Origin of the sequence: Streptomyces actuosus (assembly GCF_016921115.1) — a bacterium.
Lineage (GTDB): Bacteria > Actinomycetota > Actinomycetes > Streptomycetales > Streptomycetaceae > Streptomyces > Streptomyces actuosus_A.
This window is the reverse complement of record NZ_JAFFZS010000022.1, coordinates 104,724-121,605: the sequence shown is the minus strand read 5'-3', so window position 1 is coordinate 121,605 and position 16,882 is coordinate 104,724. Positions and strand designations below refer to the sequence as shown.

The 16,882-nt window shown below is 70.0% G+C and carries 13 protein-coding genes and 1 pseudogene; 9 read left to right on the top strand and 5 right to left on the bottom strand.

Annotated features, from left to right (window positions below; all coding sequences use genetic code 11):
• The first annotated feature begins 92 nt into the window (after positions 1–92).
• A complete protein-coding gene (locus JS756_RS24345; RefSeq protein ID WP_205385311.1) occupies positions 93–1,121 on the top strand; it encodes a hypothetical protein in 1,029 nt (342 codons plus the stop codon).
• Here JS756_RS24345 and JS756_RS24340 read toward each other — a convergent pair.
• The 4 genes and pseudogenes from JS756_RS24340 to JS756_RS24325 all read right to left on the bottom strand — a co-directional run bounded on the left by JS756_RS24340 (position 1,096) and on the right by JS756_RS24325 (position 4,770).
• Complete coding sequence (locus JS756_RS24340) at positions 1,096–2,106, bottom strand: S-4TM family putative pore-forming effector (protein WP_307791013.1); 1,011 nt, start codon at positions 2,104–2,106, stop codon at positions 1,096–1,098. The two genes, JS756_RS24345 and JS756_RS24340, sit on opposite strands and share 26 nt — an antisense overlap.
• 205 nt (positions 2,107–2,311) lie before the next feature.
• On the bottom strand, positions 2,312–3,448 hold the full coding sequence (locus tag JS756_RS24335) for an IS4 family transposase (protein ID WP_307791011.1): 1,137 nt from the start codon (positions 3,446–3,448) through the stop codon (positions 2,312–2,314).
• A 31-nt stretch (positions 3,449–3,479) separates the two neighbouring features.
• Positions 3,480–4,049 (bottom strand): annotated as a pseudogene (locus JS756_RS38095) (transposase domain-containing protein); the annotation flags it as partial.
• 43 nt (positions 4,050–4,092) lie between these two features.
• Positions 4,093–4,770, bottom strand: coding sequence for a FadR/GntR family transcriptional regulator (locus tag JS756_RS24325; protein WP_438817341.1), 678 nt, complete (start codon positions 4,768–4,770; stop codon positions 4,093–4,095).
• Between the two features lie 66 nt (positions 4,771–4,836).
• Here JS756_RS24325 and JS756_RS24320 point away from each other — a divergent pair, with 66 nt between their 5' ends.
• From JS756_RS24320 to upp, 6 genes are all read left to right on the top strand, one after another.
• Positions 4,837–6,105: a CynX/NimT family MFS transporter gene (locus JS756_RS24320; RefSeq protein WP_205385307.1), complete on the top strand. Its 1,269-nt coding sequence runs from the start codon at positions 4,837–4,839 to the stop codon at positions 6,103–6,105.
• A gap of 338 nt (positions 6,106–6,443) precedes the next feature.
• Entirely contained in the window at positions 6,444–7,784 is a 1,341-nt protein-coding gene (locus JS756_RS36955; protein WP_240204277.1) for a non-ribosomal peptide synthetase, read from the top strand.
• A 66-nt stretch (positions 7,785–7,850) separates the two neighbouring features.
• The gene (locus JS756_RS24315; protein WP_307791007.1) at positions 7,851–10,583 is read left to right on the top strand and encodes a thioesterase domain-containing protein; all 2,733 of its coding nucleotides are present in this window, start codon (positions 7,851–7,853) and stop codon (positions 10,581–10,583) included.
• A gap of 32 nt (positions 10,584–10,615) precedes the next feature.
• Positions 10,616–11,569, top strand: a complete 954-nt coding sequence (locus tag JS756_RS24310) for a pseudouridine-5'-phosphate glycosidase (protein WP_205385306.1) — start codon at positions 10,616–10,618, stop codon at positions 11,567–11,569.
• A gap of 35 nt (positions 11,570–11,604) precedes the next feature.
• Positions 11,605–13,446, top strand: coding sequence for an HAD-IA family hydrolase (locus JS756_RS24300; protein WP_307791005.1), 1,842 nt, complete (start codon positions 11,605–11,607; stop codon positions 13,444–13,446).
• A gap of 25 nt (positions 13,447–13,471) precedes the next feature.
• Complete coding sequence (gene upp / locus JS756_RS24295; RefSeq protein ID WP_205385305.1) at positions 13,472–14,194, top strand: uracil phosphoribosyltransferase; 723 nt, start codon at positions 13,472–13,474, stop codon at positions 14,192–14,194.
• 207 nt (positions 14,195–14,401) lie between these two features.
• Here the strand turns inward: upp and JS756_RS37590 are convergent, their stop codons facing one another.
• On the bottom strand, positions 14,402–14,527 hold the full coding sequence (locus tag JS756_RS37590; RefSeq protein WP_275892723.1) for a hypothetical protein: 126 nt from the start codon (positions 14,525–14,527) through the stop codon (positions 14,402–14,404).
• A gap of 568 nt (positions 14,528–15,095) precedes the next feature.
• On the opposite strand from JS756_RS37590, the gene JS756_RS24290 reads away from it, so the two are divergent.
• Entirely contained in the window at positions 15,096–16,034 is a 939-nt protein-coding gene (locus JS756_RS24290) for an ABC transporter ATP-binding protein (RefSeq protein WP_205385304.1), read from the top strand.
• Complete coding sequence (locus tag JS756_RS24285) at positions 16,031–16,882, top strand: ABC transporter permease (protein WP_205385303.1); 852 nt, start codon at positions 16,031–16,033, stop codon at positions 16,880–16,882. Before JS756_RS24290 ends, JS756_RS24285 begins: the two co-directional genes overlap by 4 nt.

Genomic DNA, 16,882 nt, shown 5'->3' with positions numbered 1-16,882 from the left:
GGGCTTGGCCCTGCTCCGCAAGCGCGTCCTGCTGGCCGGGTGACCGTGCGGCGGGGGCGGGCCCGTGACCGTCCGTCAACGCTGCACGGAAAGTGATCCAGAACCAGATTTCAGCCGCCGCCGACACGTTCGACGGTGCTCCACCCCACGATCGCGGTCGGCTGCTGGCTAACCTGGTGAGCCTGGCCCCCACCGGACATCTGAGAGCCCTGTGGAACTCGTTGAACCGGACCGAGGAGCTGTTCACCGGCCCGCTGGCCGCCCGGGTGCTGGGCAAGCTGTCGGAGGGCGACGACGAGGCAAAGGCCGGGCTGGAACTGATCGCCCTGGTGGCATCACCCGCAGAGGACACGTCCAAGCAGGCGGCAGTCCGGCTGGGAGAGGCTGCCACGAACGGTTGGGAGTGGCTGCGGCCGGAGCTGTTCGCCGGGTACGCGGACGACCGCCGGGCCTCGGTGCGGCTGCGGATGCTGGAGACACTGACCGTGTTGATGCGGCAGCACGGCAAATCGGACGAGACGACGACGCTGCGCTGGCTGGCCGTTTCGCGCGAGCGGTTGGGGGGCGGCACCCCGGTCGCTCCGGCCGAGACCTCGGCCGTACTGGGTCTGGCTCATGCTCTCTTGCGTGACGGCCGGTGCCGAGGCCATGACCTCCTGAGCCATGTCGAAGGACTGATCGCCGACCTGATGCTCGACATTCCCGACAACCAGACGGTCCAGAAGGCGCTGCTGGCACTGGTCAAGACGATTGTCATCAGCTACCCCGACGACGAATTCTGTGCCAGGATCGGAACCTCGTTCGTGGAGTTCGTCGGCCGCTACGACCTGGCGAGCACGGCCGATGCCCGAGCCTTCGGAGAGCAGATCCTGGGCCGCCTGGTGGAACGGGGCTTCGCGGAGACGGCCGGACTGATCGGGCCGGCCGTCCAATGGCCGGCCTCCAACCAGATGGCGCTGGCGAGCGTGGTCCTGCGCCACTCTCCCGAGCGCGAGCACTCTCCCCTGTTGGACCAGATGCTGGAACTGATGCCGAACCAGGAGGTCCAGCGGCACATCTGGACACTGCGCCTAGCAGAGGGCGGACCCCCGTCCGCTACGGCACCGGATCCGGCGCCGTAGCGAGCAGATGTTCCAGTTCGTCCATGGCAGCCGAGAAGTCCGCGCGGTCGGTGCTGTGGAACCGCCGGAAGAACCAGTTGGGTACCCGGGCGTACCGCATACGGGTCTGCAGCAGGACATCCTGGACCTGCCGGGACAAGACCAGTAGCCCGGGTTGCCCAACGGCTGGGGAGCCGCGCCGGACGAAGTCCCTCAGCCGATCCGTGAGCAGCGCGAGAGCCTGCTCCCGCTTGGTGATGATGTCCTGTTGGGACCGGTAGGTATCCAGCCCCAGCAGCAGAAAACCCAACGAGGGCACGAACCAGCGCAGCAGGACTTCGGAGATGGTCAGTTCACCCAGGACTCCCAACAGCAGCCCGGCCAGACACCACAACGCCAGGCCGGTCAACACGGTGAGACCGTAACGACGGCGAATACGCGCTCCCCACCCCAGGTTCTGCAGTTGGCAGGCGAGCACGTCCACCGGCACGGGGAAGTCACGAATCTCGTAGTAGTCACGCAGCGTGCCCTCGGAGCCCCGGTATCGCCGGGCCATGCGGCTGATCTCCTGGGCGGTCGGCATCCGTCCGGCCACCACCTCGTTCCAGGGCAGGCCGAACAGCCGCACATCGAAGGTCTCCTGCAGCAGGGCCGCCCGGCGGAATTCGTGCTCGGTCCAGGAGGCGGAGCCGATCGCGTAGACCGCGGCCCACAGCGAGCCCAGGAGTGTCACTGCCGTCCCTGCCGCGGACACGAACACCGATACGAGCGCGGTACCCGCCAGCAGCACCGACACAGCGACATGGGACGAACTCAGTCTGGTGGCGCGCGCGTGCGACGCCGACATGGCACACAGAAGCGTGATCATCTCGGGAGTGTTCTGACGTACGACGATCGGATCCGATGCCGGTGCACCCAAGGCCAGCCCCCATAGCAAGACATCACTGCACAGCAGTTCTTCCCGTTCTGCCCTGGCGGCCCGACTATCAAGCGTCAGAGTCGGCACAAACAGCCGGATGCCAGGCTCGGGAGGCTGTCGGGTCTGTCCAATCAACGGCTGATCTTGGTTGTTGAAGGTCAGTGGCTGGTGGGGGTGGGTCGGCCTTCGAAGGCGATCCGATCTGGAACGCGCTCAGTGGTGCCTTCCAGCGCATCGTCCAGCGGCATCGTCCCTTGCCGATGGCGTCCCGCCGGGTGCAACACCGTTGCTTTCAGGTTTTGGGGGCGGCGTCAAGGACGCCGTCCTGGATGATCTGCACCTCCAGCGTGTACGCCTGGACGGTGCGGGGGTGATCGCCTCTGTGGAAGCTGTACTTGCTCGCGGTCTTGCGGTAGCGGGCTTTCAGGCGCCGGCGGGGACGGGCCGGGAGGAGGGCGCCCAGCACAGCGCGGCCGATGGCCCCGACCAAGGCGACGGGGGCATGTGGGGCAGCGCCCCGGGCGGCAACGATCTGGTCGGCGGCGGCCTGGAGCAGGACGGTGAAGCTGATCCTCTGTGCTGACAGGCCCGGGCAGGCCGTCGTGATGTCATCGGCCACCCTGATCAGCGCCTGGTAGGAGACCAGCAGCGCGTAGATCTCCTGCTCGAGGCCGGGGACGCTGCGCGAGCGCAGCACCCGCCCGTCCAAGATCGTGGACTTCAGCGAGAAGTAGCAGGTCTCCGCCTGCCACCTGCGGTGATAGAGCTCCAGCAGTTCCGGTGCGGGATAACGCTCGGCGTCGAGCAGGTCGGTCAGCAGCCGCCACAGCTCAGAACGGCGCGTGCCGTCGGAGAGGGTGACGGTGATCCACGCCTCGATCACCCGCACCTCAAGCCGTTCGTATCCGCGCCCCGCGCGGTACTCACGCCGCTGGATGACGGTCAGGTGGGAACCGTCGGGAAGCGGCCGCCGCAGGGACGGCCGCCGCTTGCGGGTCGAGCGCAGCACGAAGTGCGCCCCGGTGTCGGCGACGGCGCGCAGGAAGCCGAACGCGTCGTAGTAGGCGTCCGCCAGCAGCACCATCGAGGCGTCCAGGCGGCCCAGTAAGCGGTGGGCGTAGGCGAGTTCACCGGTACCGTCCGGGCCGAAGCAGGCGCCGAGCAGCGCGCGGGTCCCGCATTCCACCAGGTCCACCAGCCGCACCAGCGGATAGCCGAAGGTGCGGACCTGCCCGACGTGCTTGGGGCAGTACCAGGTCACGGCCTCCTCGTCAGGCGCGGTCAGCGTGGTGCCGTCCACCGCGACCACGCGCAGCCCCCGGTAGAAGGCGCAGGCCTGGCTGCGGCCGGCCACCGGTCCGGCCAGCACCTCGAACAGACGGCGCAGCGGGGCACTGCCCAGTCCGGGCCCGCGACAGCGAGGAAGCACACGGGCCGACCGCCGCCTCGGCCGCGACTCCCGCCGTGAGCTTGCCCCAGACCGCCTGGTACGACGCGTTCTCGAAGAACGCGAAGGCCAGTACGAAGTACAACACCACGCGGGAGGGCAACAGCCGCACCCGCTGCTCGCGGGCACCGGTGTCCTCAAGCACCGCATCAACCAGATCGGGGTCGATGACCTGCGTCAACTCGCCCAGCTGACCAGGCGCGCACACATCCGGCAATGGCGCACCGGACCGGACACTGACAGACTTCTGAGACAACGGGACCCCCGGATCACTCGTCCCCCGGCTTCGACACCAAAGGGACCACCAGGGGTCCCGCCCCCTTGACAGGGCGCGCGCAGTCCAAAAGCAACGGCGTCCCGCCGGGTGGTGCAGCCGATCAAGGGATCGGAACTCGCAGGTCACGCCGGGTACTTCGACCGGCTGGGCCACTCCCGGCGCCTGACCGGGCCACTTCGCGCCGCGCCGACGGGGAGATCGTCGCGAGCCAGGTGCCGGAGGGCGCAGCGCATGATCGCTTGCACCACCTCGCGGGACGCGACCCCCTTGCCGGTCGGCCCCGACGATGACGATCGTCGGCTTCATGAGGATCAAGTATTCCCCGCGCGAGCGGGATGTCCCGTCCTGGTCAGTCGTCTCCCTGCGCGGGAGCACAGCCCATGTAGGAACCGGATTCGTAGGCTGCCCTGTCGCCGTCGCGGTCGCGGATGGCCTCGACGAGGCGCGCGTGGTCCTGGAACTGCTCGGGGCGCAGCTCCTCGCCGAAGTGGTCCAGGAGCGAGGCCCGGATCACCTCGCCCAGGTCCGCGTGCAACTGGGCCAGGACCGTGTTGTGGGACGCGGCGACGACGGCCAGGTGAAAAGCCACGTCGGAGTTCACGAAGGCGACCCGGTCTCCCTGCGACCAGGCCTTGTCCCGCTGGGCGAGCAGCGCGTCCAGCCGCTCCAGGTCCTCCGGCGTGCGGCGGGCGCAGGCCAGTCGGGCCGCCCGGACCTCCAGTGCTCCACGCACGTCGGCGACGTCGTCCGTGTGGGCCTTCTCGAAACGGATCCGCATCATGCCGGCCAGCTCACTGGTCGCCCGGACGTAGGACCCGGAGCCGTGGCGGATGTCCAACAGGCCGGTGTGGGCGAGGGCGCGCACGGCCTCGCGCACCGTGTTGCGCGCCACGCCCAGTTGCTCGACGAGCTCCGTCTCGGTGGGGATGCGCGATCCCACGGGCCACGTGCCGGAGGTGATCTGTCGCCGCAGGCGAGCGATCACCTGGCTAGACAGTGGTTCACGGCGAACGGGATCCATAGTCATCCCATCATTATATGACCCCGCATGCAAGTACATTAATCATTGGACCTAGAGTCATGGGATGAGTCTATGATCGGTGGTGTGACGAAGGAAGAGCTCAAGAACACCGTCTTACGCGGCCGGGCGGTGCCCCCCGACCGCTCACTGCGGCTGCGCAGACTGACGCTCGTTGCGCTGGTGATCGCGGCGCTGAATCTGCGGCCGGGCGTCACCAGCCTGGGGCCCGTCCTGGAAGAGGTCCGCGACAGCCTCGCCATGAGCGGCACGGTCGCCGGCCTGCTGACCTCCATCCCGGCCGTCTGCTTCGCCCTGGTCGGCTCCACCGCTCCCGTCCTCGCCAAGCGGTACGGCGCGAGCGGCGCGATCGCGACCGGCGCCGCGTTGCTGACGGCCGGGCTCGCCGCGCGTCCGTTCGCCACCGACGCCGCCCTGTTCGTCGCGTTGACCGCCCTGTCACTGGCCGGCATCGCCATCGCGAACGTGCTGCTCCCGGCCGTGGTCAAGCAGCGCTTCCCCGACCGGGTGGGCGCGGTCACGGGGCTGTACTCCATGGCGCTGAACGTCGGCGCCTCGACCGCCGCCGCCGTCACCGTGCCCCTGACCGCGGCGTTCGGGGGCGACTGGAGATACGGCCTGGGGATCTGGGCCGTCCTGGCCGCGATCGCCGTGCCCCCCTGGCTGGCCGCTGGCCGCCGGCAGAGCCGCCACGACACACCGGCGACGGCCGGCGCGGCGAACGCGGCGGACGAAGCGCAGACACACGCGCACAGGCGGCTCTCCCGCGACCCCACCGCCTGGGCGCTCACCGCCTACTTCGGGCTCCAGGCAAGCTCCGCCTACGTCATCATCGGTTGGCTGCCGCAGATGTTCCGCGACGCCGGACTGTCCGCGGAAAGCGCCGGCCTGCTGTTCTCCGGCACGTCCCTGCTCGGCGTGCCGCTGTCCTTCGCCCTGTCGGCCGCGGCCGGCAAGCTGCGCAACCAGAGCGGGATCGCGGCGGGCATCGGCCTGTGCGGCCTGGCGGGCTTCGCCGGGCTGTGGGCCTCCCCTTCCACCGCACCCTGGCTGTGGGCGTTCCTGCTCGGCGTGGCCAACTGCTCCTTCCCGCTGGCGCTGACCATGATCGGCATGCGTGGCCGCGACAGCGCCACCGTCGTCAGGCTCTCCGGGTTCGTGCAGAGCTTCGGCTACCTGCTCTCCATTCCCGGCCCCCTCGTCGTCGGCGTGCTCTACGGCCACACGGACGGCTGGCGTGCGCCCCTGGCCTTCATACTGGTGATGACCCTGGTACAGATCGGGGCCGGCCTGCTCGCGGGCCGCGACCGCCAGATCGGCTGAACCGCTCCCCGCCGTACGGCTCCTCCACCCACCGGCTCGCTCCCGGTCGAGGTCGGCCGACGCCTTCGTTTCCCTGTTCACCGTCCGGCCCGGCCGCGCCGGGGTGCACCTTCGCTTCGCCGTGCCCGAAATCGGTGGCCGCCCCCGCGAGATGAATTCACCTTGAAGCCGCGATCAATTTCCGCGAACACGCCCATAACTTGTTGACCGGGCCGGAAAGTCCCTCCTAGCCTTTGATCAGTTTTTGCCGCAGGGCACGACGAGCGCGCGAGTTCCCCGAGATCGTCGTCACTGCGGCGGTTTCCGGGAAATGCCGCTGCTGCGGAAAAGAGAGGTCCATGAGCCCCCACGCGAATATCCAGACCCGACGTAGTGACACCTGCCTGACCACGCTGCTCGCCGAACAGGCGGGTGCCGCACCCCATCGGACGGCCGTGGTCCACGAGGACCGGAGCCTGACGTTCGCCGAACTGCTGGACCAGGGCAGACTGCTGGGGGCCCGGCTCAGGCACGCCGGGGTGACCAGAGGAAGCCGTGTCGGCGTGTTCATGGAGCCCTCGCTGGAACTGATGACGAACGTATGGGGAATCCTCTGGGCCGGCGCTTCGTACGTCCCGCTCTCCCCTGAATACCCCGAGGAGCGCATCGCATACATGATGGCGGACGCCGGGGTGGAACTCGTCCTGACCCAGGAATTACTTGATTCCCGCCTCCGCGAGATATCGCCTGCCGACGTCCGGGTCGTCACCACTGACTTTCTCCATGCGCCGGAGGAATTCGACGGGTGCATTTCTCCGGCGGCGGACGATTGCGGAGCGGCGGGTCCGGAAGACCTCGCGTACGTCATCTACACGTCCGGCAGCACCGGCAAGCCCAAGGGCGTGATGATCGAGCACCGGAGCGTCGTCAGCCAGATGCGATGGCTGACCGAAGCCTGCGGCATCGACGGCGGAAAAACGATCCTCCAGAAGACCCCCCTGAGTTTCGACGCCGCCCAGTGGGAGATCCTCGCCCCCGCCTGCGGCAGCACCGTGGTGATGGGCGCCCCCGGTATCTACCGGGACCCCGAGGCGATCGTGGCCACCGTCCGGCGGCACGGCGTGACCACCCTCCAGTGCGTCCCCACGCTCCTCCAGGCACTGCTCGACACCGAGACCCTCGCCGAGTGCGGCTCGCTGCGCCAGGTGTTCAGCGGTGGCGAGGCCCTGTCCCGCAGCCTCGCCGCCCAGTTCCTCGACACTGTGCCGGACTGCTCGCTCGTCAACCTCTACGGCCCGACCGAGTGCACCATCAACGCCTCCGCCTTCGTCGTCGACCGCACCGCGGTGGAGAACGGCCCCCGGGTCATGCCCATCGGCACCCCGGTCAGCGGCACCACCTTCCACGTCCTGGACGCGGCCGGCCGGCCGGCGGCGGTCGGCGAGGTCGGTGAACTGCACATCGGCGGCATCCAGGTGGCCCGCGGCTACCTCGGCCGCCCCGACCTCACGGCCGAGAGGTTCGTGCAGGACCCCTTCTCCGTCACCCCAGGCGCCCGCCTCTACCGCACCGGCGACCTCGCCCACTTCAACGCCGACGGGACGGTGCAGTTCGTCGGGCGCACGGACAACCAGGTCAAGCTGCGCGGCTACCGGGTCGAGCTGGACGAGATATGCCAGGCGATCGAGACGCACGACTAAGTCCGCAGCTCGGCCGTCCTGCTCAAGGACGACGAGACCACCGGCTTCCAGAACCTGGTCGCCTTCGTGGAGCTGAACCCCAAGGAAGCCGCCCTGATGGACCAGGGCAGCCACGGCGCCCACCACCAGTCCAAGCGCAGCAGGCTCCAGGTCAGGGCCCAGCTGTCGCACGCGGGCTGCCGGGACGCCGCGGACCTGGTCGGCCGCTCGGTGACCCCGCTGCCCGGCGCCGAGGCCAGCCCCGAGCAGCGTGCCCTGGCCTTCGCCCGCAAGACGTACCGCTGCTACGAGGGCGGCCCCGTCGACCGGGACGACATCCTGCGCCTGCTGGCACCGGCCACCCGCTCGGGCGTCGTCCCGCGCTCCCCGGAGAGCCTGACCCGGGCCGAACTCGGCGCGCTCCTCCGCAACTTCGGCCAGTACCTCAGCGACCAGCGGCTGCTGCCCAAGTACGCGTACGCCTCGCCCGGTTCGCTCTACGCCACCCAGCTGTACCTCGAACTCGACGGCATCGGCGGCATCGAGCCGGGCCTGTACTACTACCACCCGCTCCACCACCACCTGGTGCTGATCGGTCCCACCGCGCGGCGGTCCGCGCCGCGGGCGAGGATCCACTTCCTCGGCAAGCACGGCGCGATCGAGCCGGTCTACCGCAACAACATCCAGGAGGTCCTGGAGATCGAGGCCGGGCACATGGTCGGCCTCTTCGAGGAGGTGCTCCCCGCCTACGGCCTCGGCATCGCCGCCGCCGCGCACCGGCCCGCGGTCCTGGAGCGACTCGCCTGCGCCGAGGAGGACCACTACCTGGGCACGTTCGACCTCGTACCGCACGATGCGGAGAGCGGCGCCGACGCGCTGGACGTCTACGTCCAGGCGCATCCGGGCCGGATCGACGGCCTGCCGGCCGGGCAGTACCGGTACGCCGACGGGGACCTGGTGCGGATCTCGGACGACCTGGTGCTCAAGAAGCACGTGATCGCCATCAACCAGCGGGTCTACGAGCGGGCGGGCCTCGGCATCAGCCTGGTCGCCACCGGCCCGGACGCCTGGCGGCACTACCTCGACCTTGGCAGCAAGCTGCAGCGACTGCAGATGAACGGCCTGAACCTCGGCTTCATGTCCTCGGGCTACAGCTCCAGGACCGGCAACGACCTGCCCGCGGCCAAGCGGCTGAACAGGATCCTCACCGACTGCGGACTGCCCACGGGACCGTCGTACTTCTTCGTCGGCGGGCGCGTCAGCGACGAGCAGCTGCGCGGTGAGGACATGAAGGAGGACGTTGTCCACATGCAGGGGCCGGCCGAGCTGATCAAGGAGGACCTCGCCGGACTGCTGCCCCGCTACATGCTGCCCAACCGGATCGTCGTCCTGGACAGGCTGCCCCTGACCGCCCACGGGAAGATCGACAACAAGGCCCTGGAGGCCTCGCGGCAGGCCGAACTCTCGCTGGCCGTACGGGCCTTCGTCGCCCCCCGCACCCGTACCGAGCGCCGCATCCGCGACCTGTGGCAGAGCGTCCTGAAGCAGGAGCAGATCTCCGTCACGGACGACTTCTTCGAGCTGGGCGGCAACTCCCTGCTCGCCGTGGCCCTCGTGAACCGGATGAACAGGACGTTCGGTGGACAGGTTCCGCTGCAGGTGCTGTTCGACGCGCCCACCGTCGAGAAGCTCTCCGCCCGGCTGGATGCCGAGGCGTCGGAGCCCCTCACTCGGCTCGTCCCGCTCCAGCCCGAGGGCACCGGCGCCCCGATCCACTGCTGGCCCGGCCTGGGCGGCTACCCCATGAACCTGCGCCCGCTGGCCGCCGCCCTGGGCAAGGACCGGCCCGTCCACGGCATCCAGGCGCACGGCATCAACCGCGGCGAGGTGCCCTATGGCACGGTCGGCGAGATGGCGGCGGCGGACGTCGAGGCCATCCGCAGCGTCCAGCCCGACGGCCCCTACGTGCTGTGCGGCTACTCGTTCGGCGCCCGCGTCGCCTTCGAGGCGGCCCGGCAGCTGGAGCAGGCCGGGCAGCGGGTCGAGCACCTCTTCCTCATCGCCCCCGGCATGCCGCGGCTGCGCGAGGAGGACACGGCCGGCTCGACGGGCCGGGCGGACTTCACCAGCCGGGCCTTTCTCGCCGTCCTCCACTCCGTCTTCGCCGGCACCCTCAGCGGCCCGCAGCTGGACGACTGCCTGCGCACCGTCACCGACGAGGCCGGCTTCGTCGACTTCGTCACGGGCCGCATGCCCGGCCTCGGTGCGGAGCTGGTCCAGGCCGTCACCGGCATCGTCAAGCGCACCTACTCCCCGACGTACGAGTTCCACGAACTGGCCGGGCGACGCCTGAGCGCCCCCGTGACGCTCGTCAAGGCCAACGACGACGACTACTACTCCTTCGTCGAGCGCCAGGGCACCTTCTCCGTCACGCCGCCCGCCGTGCACCACCTGTCCTCCGGCCACTACGAACTGCTGCGCGAGCCACACGTCACCGCACTCGCCGCACTGGTCAACGACCGGCTGAGCGCCACCGCCAGCTCCCCGCTTCCGGGGCAGATCCCCCCGTCCCACGTCATCTCCCAGGAGGTCGGAGTGCCCCACATCAGCATCAAGCACTTCCCCGTCGCCCTCAGCGAGGCACAGGAGAAGGAACTCCTCGCCGCCCTCACCTCGGCGGTGAGCAATGCCTTCGGCTGCAAGGAGGACGTCGTCTCCATCGCCATCGAACCGGTCGAGCAGGAGGCCTGGCACGAACAGGTCTACGAGCCCGAGATACTCCGCCGCCAGGACCTGCTCCGCAAGACGCCCAACTACTGATCACCGCCCCTCCGGTTCCTGGAAGGAAACCCATGACGACACGCACACCAGGCTCGCATTCCGTCCCCCTCGTCTTCACGGCGGAGGTGGCCGCGGCCGTCGCCGACGGCGACCCGGTGGTGGCCCTGGAGTCCAACGTCATCACCCACGGACTCGCCTACCCGGACAACGCGGCCACCGCCCGGAAGGTGGAGGAAGCCGTACGAGCCGGCGGTGCGGTACCCGCCACCATCGGCATCGACGGCGGCCGGATCCTGGTCGGGATGACCGACGCGGACATCGAGCGCTTCGCCTCCACCCCGGGCATCCCCAAGGTCAGCAGCCGGGACCTGCCGGTCGTCCTCGCCTCCGGCGGCATGGGGGCCAGCACCGTCGCCTCCTCGCTGGTGGCGGCGGAACTCGCCGGCATCACGTTCTTCTCCTCCGCCGGCATCGGCGGCGTCCACCGCGGCGCCGAGACCACCATGGACATCTCCTCGGACCTGATCCAGTTCACCCGCTCCAAGGTGGCGGTGGTCTGCGCCGGTGCGAAGAAGATCCTCGACCTCCGGCTGACCATGGAGTTCCTCGAGACCCACTGCGTCCCCGTCATCTCCCACGGCTTCGACGACTTCCCGGCCTTCTACTGCCGTTCCAGCGGCCTGCGCGCCCCGCACCGGCTGGACGACGAGGCGCTCATCGCCCGTGCCGTGGACACCCACTGGGCCCTGGGCAACCCCGGCGGTGTCCTGATCACCAGCCCCACCCGGGAGGAGGACGCGATCGACGGGGACGACATCGAGGAGGCCATCGCCGCGGCGCTGCGCGGTGCCGAGGCCGACGGGGTGCGCGGGGGCGCTGTGACGAAGTACGTCATGCGTGCCGTGGACCGCGCCACCGAGGGCCGCTCCGCCGCGGCCAACATGGCCGTCCTCATCCACACCGCCGAGGTCGGCGGCCGGCTCGCCGCCGCCCACGCCCGGCTCCGGCGCGAGGAGTCGCAGTGAGCACCACCAGGGATACAGAAGAAAATGAGGAAGCCGTGACACACGTGGCCATGTTCGACCTGGACGGCACGCTCGTCGACTCCCCGCGGGCGATCGTCGAGACGTTCGCCGCCGCCTTCGAGGCGCTCGGCGAGAGCCCCCGGGAGGAGGCGGACGTCCGGGCCACCATCGGCCTGCCGCTGGAACAGGCGTTCGCCAAGCTGCTGGGCGCCCCGCAGGACGACCCCGTCGTCGCCGACGGCGTCGCCCGCTACCAGGAGGCGTTCCGCACCGTCATCCTGCCCCGCGCCCGCTCGCTGGTCTTCCCCGGCGTCGCCGAGGGCCTGGCCGAACTGCGGCGGCACGGCGTGACGTTGACGGTGGCCACGAGCAAGTTCCACCGCAGCGCCGACGCCCTGCTCGCCGCGGCCGGACTGCGTGAGCAGTTCGCCGTGCTGATCGGTGCGGACGACGTCGCCCACCCCAAGCCGCACCCCGAGTCGGGGCTGCGCATCCTCGAACAGCTCGGTGCCCGCCCCGAGGACGCCGTGATGGTCGGTGACACCACCCACGACCTGAAGATGGCGCATTCGGCCGGAACCGGGTCGATCGCGGTCACGTACGGAGTGCACGGCCGGGCGGAGCTCCTGTCGGCCGGGCCGTCCCATGTGGCCGAGACGTTCCCGGAGGTCGTGGCGTACATCCTCGGCATGCTGCCCGGCTCCGGCCTGGTCGACGGGCTGCTGGACGACCGCACGTACCACATCGAGTTCAACGGCCACCTGACCAACCACGTCAAGCACGCGGTGGTCGCGCTCGCCGGTCTCGGCGTCGCGCCGGAGCGGATCAGGGACTACCACGACAACTACATCCGGATGACGCCGTACGGCTGCGCGGTCGAGTCGGCCAGGCCGGCCGGGCGGACCATCGACGACGACAACTGGCTGGAGTTCGTCGGCAAGCGCCAGGACTGGGCCGCCTACTGCGAGTTCTTCGACCGGCGCGAGCGGGAACTGGGGATGCCCGAACTGCTGCGCCGCTACCTGCCGCAGCTGCTGCCCGGCTGGGCCGGAGCGCTCCAGCACGCGACCATCCACCTGGGCTGGGCACTGGCCGCAGGTCACCGCTGGATGGCCATCGAGGGCATCTCCTACCTGGCGTTCTCCTACGTGAGCTGCCATCCCGAGCGCTCGGTCCCCGCGGCCGCACAGGAAGCGGAGACGCCGAAGGACTCGCTGCTGCGGATCGCCCGCCACTGGGAGGCGAACCAGCCGCAGCTCGGCGCACAGGTGGAGAACCTGGTCGGCGAGACCTCGGCCGACATCCACCCGGAGCTGCGCAGGTCCGGCCTCCAGTACCGGATCGCCCGGATGCTCGGCGAGGGCCACCCCCTGATCCACGACGCTCCCGGCTGGATCGAGGGACAGGACCCCGCCGCCAGCTGGGACGAACTGGCCTACGCGGTCACCCTGCTGTACCTGGCGGAGCCGGGCGACTTCCTGCTCCTCCACCTCATCACCGCTCTGCACGCGATGCGGGCCATCTCCGATGCGCTCCCCGCCGAAGAGCGCCCCGGTGTGGTCAAGGCGTACTGGACCGGCATCCTGGGCGTGCTGTTCTCCCGCGGCCACTTCTCCACGCCCGGGAAGCTGACCGCGCTCGACGGCCTCTTCGACACCGCGACGGACGACCTCTCCGACCCGCGCTGGACCCGCGAATGGGACTGGCACATCGCCCGGGCCGTCGAGGAGGAGGAAGAGCACAACCCCAAGCTCGTCCACGTGATGCGCGAGTTGTGGCACCGCACGGGCGGCAGGTCGATCTACCGGGTCGCCGCGGGCCAGTTCACCGCGACGCCGGAGCTTCCGCCCACCTTCGAGCAGCCGCCGACCGACTGACCGCCCTCCCAGCCAAGGACCAGAGATGACCACCGCACTCCGGCAGACCAGCGACGCAGCCGCCTGGACCGGCCCCGCACCCGTCGCCTCCATCGAGCAGTACCTGGGCCGCAACGTCCACCTGCTGCCCCAGACCAACCAGCTCCGCGCCCTGCACACCGTCGTCCGGGACCGGGAGGCCAGCCGTCGAGACTTCGTGTTCCACGCCGGCCGGATCATCCGCCTCCTGACCGAGGCCGCCCTCGACCTCCTGCCCTTCGAGCCGTACGACGTCCGGACCCCGGTCGGCAGCACGTACCGCGGGCTGCGCTTCGCCGACGGGCTGCTCGCCGTGCCCATCGTGCGTGCCGGGGAGAGCATGGAGAGCGAACTGCGCGCGGTGATCCCGGGGATCAGGATCGGCAAGATCCTCATCCAGCGCGACAAGACAACCAAGCGACCGCACCTGTACTACCAGGCGCTGCCCGACGACATCGCCGACCGCCACGTCCTGCTGCTCGACCCGATGCTGGCGACGGGCGGCACGGCGGTGGCCGCCATCGAGCTGCTCCTCGAACTGGGCGTGCCCGAGGAGAACATCGTCTTCGTCAACTTCATCACCGTGCCGGAAGGCATCACGGCAGTGTGCGAGCGCTTCCCCGACGTACGGATCGTGACGTCCGCGATCGAGGAGAGGCTCAACGAGAACGCCTACATGGTGCCCGGCATCGGCGACTTCGGTGACCGCTACTTCGGCACGGACCGCTAGACCCGGACTTCGCGGGCCGTTCTTCTGGGTCTGTGGCCAGCGGATTCGCGTGATGTCGGGGTCGAGGAGGTCGCGAGCGGAGCACAACGGGGGTCGGTCATTCGGTACGGGACGCGCCCTCTTCGTCGTCACCCGCGTGTCCCCCCGGAAGCAGCGGCGCCCGGGCGGCGGGATGCCGATCCGGGGCGCCTCGGGGCAGGCGGCCGGTCATGACGGCGGGGTGTGGGTGAGGGCCCACACCTTGCCGTTCTTGTTGCTGTCCGTGGCGCGCGCCGCGTGGATGCCGCGTGCGCGGAGTGAGGGGGCGACTTGGCGGATACGGGCGCTTGGCACGGCGGGAGTCGTGGGCCGACCGTCGGCGGGGCCTCGCCCGTCGCGGCGCGGTGCCTGATGGAGTCCGGCCATGGTCCCCTGCCGTCTTCCGGGCGGGAACGCGTAGGAAGCGGTCCACTCGCGCAGTGCCCCAGCGGGGACGGGCCTTCCTGGCTCCGCCACCGGCACGCCGAAGCCTGCCCTCTGTGGCGGGCGGGCTCCTTCTGGCAGCGTGCTGTGCACGCCTCGCCCATGCCACATCCGACAGCGATCACATGCTGGACAGCGCGCAGCGGGCTCGGGGTGCGGCCCACGCCGCATCCAGGAGCGCACCGCCGGTGGGCGGTGCCGGCCGCCTGGACCGTTGATCCGGGACCTCTCGCCGTCGCTTGAATCAGCCGCAGTCGGCGGGACACGGGCATTCCGTGGCCTGACGAGCTGCATTTCACCGGTAGGTCTAGTACCCCGGTACCACCCGGCCGTCACTGATCACTCCCGGGTACCACCGGATCCGGCAGTTCGCGGGCTTAGCGTGACGGAGGAGGCGTCACGCGCTTTCGGGCGCCACGATCCGAGAGAGAGAAACCGGATGATCGAGGCACAGCAGCTCACCAAGAGGTACGGGGAGAAGACAGCCGTCGACGGGCTGGACTTCACCGTGAAGCCCGGCACGGTGACCGGCTTCCTGGGGCCCAATGGTGCGGGCAAGTCGACGACGATGCGCATGATCGTCGGGCTGGACGCACCGACGCGCGGCTCCGTCACCGTGAACGGACGGCGTTACGCCCGTCACCAGGCTCCGCTGCAGGAGGTCGGGGCGCTGCTTGAGGCGAAGTCGATCCATCCGGGCCGCTCGGCCTACAACCACCTCCGTGCGCTGGCGCTGACCCACGGCATTCCGCCCCGACGCGTCGACGAGGTCATCGAAGTGGCCGGTCTCGGCAGTGTCGCGAAGATGCGGGCCGGTGCCTTCTCCCTCGGCATGGGGCAGCGGCTCGGTATCGCGGCGGCCCTGCTCGGCGACCCGCAGACCGTGATGCTCGACGAGCCGGTCAACGGACTGGACCCCGAGGGCGTTCTCTGGATCCGGAACCTGCTGACCGCGCTCGCGGCCGAGGGACGCACAGTGTTCGTCTCCTCCCACCTGATGAGCGAGGTGTCCCTGGTCGCGGATCACCTGATCATCGTCGGGCGTGGCCGACTGCTGGCCGACACGACCGTGCAGGACCTGGTGCGCGAGGCGGGCGGCGACACCGTTCAGGTGGCGACGGACGACCCCGCGCACCTGCGAGACGTGCTGGCCGGGCCGGGCGTGGAGATCACCTGCCGCATCGGCTCCGAGGAACTGCAGGTGACCGGCCTGTCCGCCCGTGAGATCGGGTTGAAGGCGGCCGAGCACGGAATCCCTCTGTTCGAGCTGACCACGAAGGCGGTGTCGCTGGAGGAGGCGTTCATGGAACTGACCAGGGACGCCGTGGAGTACCACGGCTCCACGACCGGCGACGAGACCTCCGGGAGCGCGGCATGAGCACCCTCGCGGCAACCCCCGAGACTCCCGAGGCCGGCCAGGCCGAGTCGGCCCGGCCCGCCTACCGGGTGACCGGACGTCGCGTGCTCGCCTCGGAGTGGGCCAAGCTCTGGTCGCTGCGCTCCACCTGGATCACCCTCGGCCTGGGCCTGCTGTTCCTCGTCGCCTTCGGTGTCATCGCCGCGAGCCACTACACGTCGAATCTCGACTCCGGCCGGCACATGGACCGCGACTTCGCCACCGCGACGGCAGTGAGCCTGTCCCTCTCCGGCACGAACTTCGCCCAGCTGGCACTCGGCGTGCTCGGCGTGCTGGTCACGGCGGGCGAGTACTCCACCGGCATGATCCGCTCGACCCTGGCCGCGGTGCCTCGCCGGCTGCCCGTGCTGTGGTCCAAGGCGACGGTGTACGGGCTGGTCGCACTGGTCATGGCGACGGTCGGCGCCTTCGCAGCCTTCCTGGTCGGCAGCCGGATTGTCTCCGGCACGCCCGCCGCCATGAGTCTCGGCCATGCCGGCGTCGTCCGCAGCCTCCTGGGCGCCGGGCTCTACCTCGGCATGGTCGGCGTGATCGGCACCGCGCTGGGAGCGCTGCTGCGGTCCGTGGCCGGTGGCATCTCGGTGCTCGTGGCCGCGCTCATGCTCGTACCCGGGCTGGTCTCCCTGCTGCCCAGCTCGTGGCAGGGCGACATCGACTCCTATCTCCCCAGCCACGCGGGCGAGTCGATGTTCGCCCTGACCCATGACTCGACCTCCCTGTCGCCGGGCGCCGGGCTCCTGGTATTCCTCGGATGGGCAGCCCTGGCACTGGCCGGAGCGGCCTACCGGCTGCTGCGCAGCGACGTCTGA